Here is a 6,344-nt window from a genome sequence, read left to right as displayed (position 1 = left end):
GAGAGATCCACCGTCGCTGATAGCCCCTCGCTCCCTGACCCGTCGGCATTGAGGACAACCATATGTAAATAGAGACAACCGAGCCCTTGACGGGTCAATCCATACCAGGCCAGATAAGCCGGAGGCGCATCCGGCGTGACGATGGTGCCCTCGCCATGCCCGGTGCGCTGGCGCTTACCGAGCCTACGGGGTCTGATGGCCAGCCGGTATCGTGCGGTCAACGATCACGCCAGTCTGCGACGAACCTTTTGTTTCTGGAGGGGGGAGAAGCATCAGGCTGCCTCCCAGCTTCCAGCTGTCAGGGCAGTTCCTCGGCCTCGGGATCTTCCTTCTTCGCCGGGATGAGGTCCTCGCGATCCAGCTTCACCGCCAGCAGCAGGGCCGCCGCCACGTAGATGGAGGAGAAGGTGCCGACCACCACGCCGGCGATCAGGGCGATGGCGAAGTAGTGGATCATGTCGCCGCCCAGCAACAGCAGCGCCAACAGCACCAGCAGAGTGGTGCCGGAGGTCGCCAGGGTGCGCGACAGGGTCATGTTGATCGCCTCGTTGAAGATCGTCGGCATGTCATCGATGCGTGACTTGCGGATGTTCTCGCGGATGCGGTCGTAGACCACGATGGTGTCGTTGAGCGAGTAGCCGATCACCGCCAGCAGGGCGGCAAGCACGGTGAGGTCGAACTCGAACTGGAACAGCGAAAAGATGCCGACGACGATGATCACGTCGTGCAGCAGCGCCAGCAGGGCGCCGATGGCAAACTTGTACTGGAAGCGGGCCGCCACGTAGAGCATCACGATGCCCAGCGCCACCAGCAGGCCCATGCCGCTCTGGTCGCGCAGCTGGTCGCCTACTTGGGCGCCGACGAATTCGGCACGCACCAGCTCCACCTGACCGCCGGCGTCGCGCAGCAGGTTGACCACCTGCTCGCCGACATCGGGATCGAAGGCCTGCTGCAGGCGGATCAGCACCTCGGTGGAGGCGCCGAAGGTCTGCACTGAGACGTCACGGAACCCGGTGTCCTCCAGGATCTGGCGAACGACGTCCAGGGAGGGCGCCACCGCGTAGCGGACCTCGACCAGGGTGCCGCCGGTGAAGTCCAGCCCCAGGCTGAGCTGCTGGAACAGCAGCGAGGCGAGCGACACCAGCAGCATCAGGCCCGAGATCGCGAAGGCGATCCGGCGCCTGCCCATGAAGTCGAGTTGTCGATTGACCAGGGATTTCATTGCCACCTCTTATATCCAGAGCTTCTTGACCGGCTTGCCGCCGTAGGTCAGGTTGACCATCGCCCGCGTCACCATCAGGGCGGTGAACAGCGAGGTGATGATCCCCAGCGAGAGGGTCACGGCGAAGCCCTTGACCGGCCCGGTGCCGATGGAGAACAGGATCACCGCCACCAGCAGGGTGGTGATGTTGGCATCGATGATCGAGGTGAAGGCACGCTCGTAGCCGGCCGTGATGGCCTGCTGCACCGACAGCCCCGTGCGCAGCTCCTCGCGTATGCGCTCGAAGATCAGCACGTTGGCGTCCACCGCCATGCCCAGCGTCAGCACGATGCCGGCGATGCCGGGCAGGGTCAGGGTGGCGCCGAGCAGCGACATGGCCGCCACCAGCAGGGTCAGGTTGAGGGCCAGGGCGATGTTGGCGAAGACGCCGAATATCTTGTAGCGCACCAGCATGAACAGCACCACCAGCAACAGGCCGACCTGCACCGACATGATGCCGCGCTCGATGTTCTCGGCGCCCAGGCTCGGCCCGATGGTGCGCTCCTGCACGAAGTAGATGGGCGCGGCCAGCGAGCCGGAGCGCAGCAGCAGGGCGAGCTCCGCCGCCTCGGTGGGCGAGTCGAGCCCGGTGATGCGGAAGCTGTTGCCCAAGGCGCTCTGGATGGTGGCCAGGCTGATGATGCCGCGCTCGGTATAGGGCTCGCGTTCCACGACCTTCTCGCCGTCCACCGTGACGGTGGTCTCGCGAGTCTTGTGCTCGATGAACAGCACCGCCATGTTGCGGCCGATGTTGGTGCGGGTGGCCCGGTTCATCAGGGTGCCGCCGGTGCCGTCCAGGTCGATGTTGACCTGGGGGCGGCCGTTCTCATCGAAGCTGTGGTTGGCATTCGAGACGCTGTCACCGGTGATGATCACGTCGCGCATCAGGTCGGCGCGGCGCGACTGATTGTTGCGGAACGGGAAGGACTCGGTCTCGTTGTCCGGCGTGTCGGGGCGCGCCTCGAGGCGGAACTCGAGGTTAGCGGTGGCGCCCACGATGCGCTTGGCTTCGGCCGTATCCTGGACGCCGGGTAGCTCGACCACGATGCGATCCGGCCCCTGGCGCTGCACCAGCGGCTCGGCCACGCCCAGCTCGTTGACCCGGTTGCGCAGGGTCGTGAGGTTCTGGTTGATGGCGTAGTCCTGGAGCTCGTTGACCGCCTGGTCGGTCATGGTCATGGCCAGGCGGGCACCACGGTCATCGCCTTCGCTGCGGTAGTCGAAGTCGGGGAACTCGCGGGCGATCAGGCCCCGCGCCTCGTCGCGGTCCTCGGCGTTGGCGAAGGCCATGGAGATGGTGCGTTCCTCGATCTGGGTATCGCGGTAGCGGATCCGTTCGCCGCGCAGCAGTTCGCGCATGGCGCTGGCGTTGACCTCGAGGCGCTGCTGCAGGGCGGCGTCCATATCGACTTCCAGCAGGAAGTGCACGCCGCCGCGCAGGTCGAGGCCCAGGGTCATGGGCGAGGCGGAGAGCGACTGCAGCCAGGCCGGCGTGGATTCGGCCAGGTTCAGCGCCACCACGTACTCATCACCCAGCATGTCGCTGATGCGATCGCGGGCCTTCATCTGGTCGTCGGCATCGACAAGGCGGATCAGCACGCTGCTGGTCTCCGCCTCCACGGCCTGGATGTCGATGCTGGCCTCGCTGAGTGAGGCGCGGAGGCGCTCCAGCTGGCGCGCGTCGATGGTGCTGTCGCCCCGCTCGCTGCTGATCTGGATCGCCGGGTCCTCGGGGAAGAGGTTGGGGAGGGAGTAGACCAGGCCGGCGAGGAGAACGACGAGTATCAGCAGATACTTCCACAGGGGGTAACGGTTGAGCATGGGGGCCCTGCCCTCAGGTTGCGGACGTTGGAGGCTGACGAAGCGACCGGTGCGAGCGGGAGCCGGTCGCGCGGCTTCTGCCGCACCGGCCGCAGGGCGGCCTCCGCCGCGGCCCGGAAGGCGCCACGGCGGAGGCGTTATTACGCCCGAGTCAGATGGACTTGAGCGTGCCCTTGGGCAGTACGGCGGCCACGGCGCTCTTCTGCACGTTGACCTCGGTGCCTTCGGTGATCTCCATGCTCAGGAACTCGCTGTCGTCGCTCACCTTGGTGATGCGGCCCAGCATGCCGCCGCCGATGACGATCTCGTCACCCTTGGAGAGGTTGCCGATCAGCTGCTTGTGCTGCTTGGCGCGCTTGGCCTGGGGGCGCCACAGCAGGAAGTAAAAGATGGCCACGAAGCCGACCAGCATGACGATCTGGGCGATGCCGCCACCGGCGGCGCCGGCGTCCTGGGCCATGGCCGGGGAAATGAAGAAGTCCAGCATGTATGACGATCTCCTGAGTAATGAAAGCGGGATGTTCTACGGCCGGCCTTGTGGGCCGGCCGTGGGTCAATTCGGTGCGGGAGGAACCGGCAGGCCGCGCTGCGCATAGAAGCCTTCCACGAAGTTCGCCAATGTACCCGCTTCGATGGCACCGCGCAAACCGGCCATCAGACGTTGGTAGTGGCGCAAGTTATGGATGGTATTGAGCATCGAGCCGAGCATCTCTCCGCAGCGATCGAGGTGGTGCAGGTAGGCGCGGGAGAAGTGCCGGCAGGTGTAGCAGTCGCAGCCCGCCTCGAGCGGCCGGGTGTCGAAGCGGTGCTTGGCATTGCGGATCTTGACCGTACCCTCGGCGGTGAAGAGGTGGCCGTTGCGGCCGTTGCGGGTGGGCATCACGCAGTCGAACATGTCGACCCCGCGGCGCACCCCCTCCACCAGGTCCTCGGGCTTGCCCACGCCCATCAGATAACGCGGCGTGTCGTCGGGCATCCAGGCCGGCAGGGTGTCGAGCACCCGGATCATCTCCTCCTTGGGCTCGCCCACCGAGAGCCCGCCGATGGCCAGGCCGTCGAAGCCGATCTCGAGCAGTCCCTCGAGCGAGCGCTCGCGCAGCTCGGGATACATGCCGCCCTGGATGATGCCGAACAGCGCCGAGGGGGAGTCGCCGTGGGCCTCCCGGGAGCGCTGTGCCCAGCGCAGCGAGCGCTGCATGGAGAGCTCGGCCTCCGCCTCGGTGGCCGGGTAGGGGGTGCACTCGTCGAAGATCATCACCACGTCGGAGCCCAGCGCGCGCTGTACCGCCATGGACTCCTCGGGGCCCATGAACACCTTGGCGCCATCCACCGGCGAGCGGAAGTGCACGCCCTGCTCGGTGATCTTGCGCGTGGCGCCCAGCGAGAAGACCTGGAAGCCGCCGGAGTCGGTGAGGATCGGCCTGTCCCACTGGGCGAAGTCGTGCAGGTCGCCGTGGGCCTCGATGACCTCGGTGCCGGGGCGCAGCCAGAGGTGGAAGGTGTTGCCGAGGATGATCTCGGCGCCGATCTCCTCCACGGACACCGGGGTCATGCCCTTGACGGTACCGTAGGTGCCCACCGGCATGAAGGCGGGGGTCTCCACGGTGCCGCGGGGAAAGGTCAGTCGACCGCGGCGCGCCCGGCCATCGCTGGCCAGGCGCTCGAATGTCATGAAGCTGTCTTTACGCATGGGGACTCTCGTGGCGCATCGGGGCTGAGCCGGGCGTCGGCGTGTCAGGGCTTGGGTGTCAGGGCTTGCGCGTCAGGAACATGGCATCGCCATAGCTGAAGAAGGCGTAGCGCTCGGCCACTGCCGCCCGGTAGGCCGCCAGGGTGATGTCAAAGCCGGCGAAGGAGGCCACCAGCATCAGCAGGGTCGACTCCGGCAGGTGGAAGTTGGTCACCAGCGCATCGACCATCCGCCATTCGTAGCCCGGGTAGATGAAGATGTCGGTCTCGCCGCGGTAGGGGACGATCTCGTCCCCCTGTTTGCGGTCACCGGCGCTCTTCAGGCAGGCGCTCTCTCTGGCCGCACTTTCCAGGCAGCGCACGCTGGTGGTGCCCACGGCGATGACGCGGTTGCCTCGGGCCTTGGCGGCACGCACCTGCTCGCAGGCGGTCTCGTCCACCTCGATCCACTCGCTGTGCATGTGGTGCTCGCGGATGTCGTCGGCGCGCACCGGCTGGAAGGTGCCGGCGCCCACGTGCAGGGTGACGTAGGCGCTCTCCACGCCCTTCTCGGCCAGGGCCGCCAGCAGCGGCTCGTCGAAGTGCAGCCCGGCGGTGGGGGCGGCCACGGCCCCGTCGCGCCGCGCATAGACGGTCTGGTAGCGCTCGCGGTCGGCCAGCTCATCCTCGCGGGTGATGTAAGGCGGCAGCGGCATGTGCCCGTGCTGTTCCAGCAGCGCGATCAGTGGCGTCTCACCCAGGAAGCGCAGCTCGAACAGCGCCTCGCGGCGCCCCTCCACCACGGCGCGGATGCCCCCCTCGAAGACCAGCTCGGTGCCGGGCTTCGGCGACTTGCTCGAGCGCAGGTGGGCGAGGCCGCGATGGGCGTCCAGGGGGCGCTCCAGCAGCATCTCCACCTTGCCGCCACTGGCCTTGTGGCCGTGCAGGCGGGCGGGAATCACCCGGGTGTCGTTGAACACCAGCAGGTCCCCGGGGGCGAGCAGCTCGACCAGGTCGGGGAAGCGGCGGTGGGCGAGCGCACCGGTAGTGCCATCGACGCACAGCAGGCGGCAGTCGCTGCGCTGCTCGGAGGGGTAGCGGGCAATCAGCTCCTCGGGGAGCTCGTAGTGGAAGTCGGCGCGCTGCATGGGGGCGTTCTGATCCGGCTCAGGGGGCGTGTCGGGCGGCTCGACGAGCCGCGCAAAGCCCGATAGGATACCGCCTCGTGGCAGGGAAGTCAGCCGGCTGATTGACCTGCCACGGTGCCCACGTATAATGCCTGCGGCGTTGCCGGCGTGGCGGAATTGGTAGACGCAGCGGATTCAAAATCCGCCGGGTGCAAGCCCTTGTCGGTTCGAGTCCGACCGCCGGTACCAGCCTTGAGCCAGATCTGAAACAGCTGCCTCCGGGCGGCTGTTTGCGTTCCCCCTCCACTGGCCTGCGGTGCGTTTCATCCAACGCTTGTAGCTTGCAGGCTACAGTGTGTGTCAGTACCGATGCTAAAAGTCCCCTGAGTACCGAAATAAGGTGTCCCCCACTCAAGCGGGGTACCCTCTGATTGGGAAACAGAACGATCAGGAGGTACCCGATGCTC

The 6,344-nt window shown here is 66.7% G+C and carries 5 protein-coding genes and 1 tRNA gene; 1 reads left to right on the top strand and 5 read right to left on the bottom strand.

Annotation, left to right across the window (positions count from 1 at the left end):
* Positions 1 to 298 precede the first annotated feature (298 nt).
* The 5 genes from secF to queA all read right to left on the bottom strand — a co-directional run bounded on the left by secF (position 299) and on the right by queA (position 5,898).
* Entirely contained in the window at positions 299 to 1,222 is a 924-nt protein-coding gene (secF, locus tag OP497_RS17290; protein ID WP_280550721.1) for a protein translocase subunit SecF, read from the bottom strand.
* 9 nt (positions 1,223 to 1,231) lie between these two features.
* Entirely contained in the window at positions 1,232 to 3,082 is a 1,851-nt protein-coding gene (gene secD, locus OP497_RS17285) for a protein translocase subunit SecD (protein ID WP_280550718.1), read from the bottom strand.
* 151 nt (positions 3,083 to 3,233) lie between these two features.
* The gene (yajC, locus tag OP497_RS17280; protein ID WP_280550714.1) at positions 3,234 to 3,569 is read right to left on the bottom strand and encodes a preprotein translocase subunit YajC; all 336 of its coding nucleotides are present in this window, start codon (positions 3,567 to 3,569) and stop codon (positions 3,234 to 3,236) included.
* A 66-nt stretch (positions 3,570 to 3,635) separates the two neighbouring features.
* Entirely contained in the window at positions 3,636 to 4,754 is a 1,119-nt protein-coding gene (tgt, locus tag OP497_RS17275) for a tRNA guanosine(34) transglycosylase Tgt (protein WP_280550719.1), read from the bottom strand.
* 76 nt (positions 4,755 to 4,830) lie between these two features.
* Complete coding sequence (gene queA, locus OP497_RS17270) at positions 4,831 to 5,898, bottom strand: tRNA preQ1(34) S-adenosylmethionine ribosyltransferase-isomerase QueA (protein ID WP_280550712.1); 1,068 nt, start codon at positions 5,896 to 5,898, stop codon at positions 4,831 to 4,833.
* A gap of 141 nt (positions 5,899 to 6,039) precedes the next feature.
* Between queA and OP497_RS17265 the strand changes: the two genes are divergently transcribed.
* A tRNA-Leu gene (locus OP497_RS17265) sits at positions 6,040 to 6,126 on the top strand.
* Positions 6,127 to 6,344: the final 218 nt, after the last annotated feature.

Source organism: Halomonas sp. 11-S5 (assembly GCF_029889825.1).
GTDB lineage: Bacteria > Pseudomonadota > Gammaproteobacteria > Pseudomonadales > Halomonadaceae > Halomonas.
Note: the sequence above shows the minus strand (reverse complement) of the source record. Positions and strands in the feature narration are given on the sequence as shown.